Source organism: Sulfuricaulis sp. (assembly GCF_040901545.1).
Classification (GTDB): Bacteria; Pseudomonadota; Gammaproteobacteria; order Acidiferrobacterales; family Sulfurifustaceae; genus Sulfuricaulis.
The window spans coordinates 1-1,072 of record NZ_JBBDYL010000016.1 but is presented as its reverse complement, the minus strand read 5'-3'; the positions used below and the strand labels follow the sequence as shown (position 1 = coordinate 1,072).

Here is a 1,072-nt window from a genome sequence, read left to right as displayed (position 1 = left end):
GACCCGCAGGAACTCGCAAGCCAGCTGGAAGGTGTTGCCGTCGGCGAACGAGATCTCCAGCAGCCGAGACTTCTGGTGCAGCTTGATTTCGGTGGGTTGTGGCGTATTGCCGTCCATGTCTACTTCTGTTGCGGCGGGGTATAGCCCGAGGCAACGTCGGCTCCGCTGCGATTCTCGTTCACCAGCGTCTTCTGGTGCTCGAGCCACTGCTTCCACGCTTCCTTCGACACGTTCTCGAAGATGCGTTTGCCGAGCGCGCCCGGATAGGGCGGGAAATCGAGCGCCTCGGTCTCGCGCCCGAGCTTGATGCACTTGACCATGCGCGCCATGGGGGAACTCCACAGGACGGCCGTCGCACACACGACGATCCGTTTGTCGAGTATAGCAATGCGTCAGCCGAAACGGAGTCTGCCGGTGAGTGCCTCGATGCCCTACCGGGCGAGGGGTTTCGCAAAGCTCAGTTCGTGGCCGTCCGGGTCGGCGATGTGGAAATAGTGCTCGCCCCATTCCGCGTCGCGCGGAGCAAACTGGGGCTGCAAGCCTTGCGCCACGGCGGTCCGGTACAGGCCGTCCACGTCTGATACGCAAAAGATCACCCGGCCCCACCACGACCAGCGCTGATCCTTGGGCGCAGCGATGAGGTTGAGATAGCCACTGCCTGCGTGAAAACTGGTGAACGCAGCCGCCCCCCCGCCGTATCGAATGGAAAAGCCCAATGACGAGTAAAACCGCACCGCACGCGCCATGTCATGGGTCGCAAGGGTCACTGCGCTAATCGATTCGATCATTCAAGGGACTCGAGGCCGGTACGCCCACAAAACACTGCGCCTGTCGTGGCTTCCCGATTCACTCTTGTGGACAGCGAATACCCTGGAAGCTGTCAGTGGTTTCGAAGCCCTTGCCTTGCTCGTCGTACCAATAGAGCTTGTTGGGGTCTTCCTGGCGCGCAATCTTGTGGGTGCCGTTGCAAAAAGGCTGGGTATTCGAAAGTCCACAGCCGCAAAGGTGTTTGGTTTCTCCGCCTATCGTCACAAGGTATGGGCCGCTCCGCGTCCGTTTCACGATTCTCGCC

The 1,072-nt window shown here is 60.5% G+C and carries 3 protein-coding genes and 1 pseudogene; all 4 read right to left on the bottom strand.

Features of this window, described 5'->3' with window-relative positions; translation table 11 throughout:
* Window positions 1-117: gamma-butyrobetaine hydroxylase-like domain-containing protein (locus tag WD823_RS03155; protein ID WP_368428035.1), on the bottom strand; the 117-nt coding region annotated here is incomplete at its 3' end.
* 50 nt (window positions 118-167) lie between these two features.
* Window positions 168-329 (bottom strand): annotated as a pseudogene (locus WD823_RS03150) (oxidative damage protection protein); the annotation flags it as partial.
* A 102-nt stretch (window positions 330-431) separates the two neighbouring features.
* A complete protein-coding gene (locus tag WD823_RS03145; RefSeq protein ID WP_368428034.1) occupies window positions 432-788 on the bottom strand; it encodes a VOC family protein in 357 nt (118 codons plus the stop codon).
* 58 nt (window positions 789-846) lie between these two features.
* On the bottom strand, window positions 847-1,072 hold a 226-nt coding region (locus WD823_RS03140; protein WP_368428033.1), incomplete at its 5' end, for a hypothetical protein.

What these genes read in the sequence shown, in the direction of transcription:
- WD823_RS03145 (WP_368428034.1), bottom strand. Translation starts at nt 788, where the DNA reads ATGATCGAATCGATTAGCGCAGTGACCCTTGCGACCCATGACATGGCG.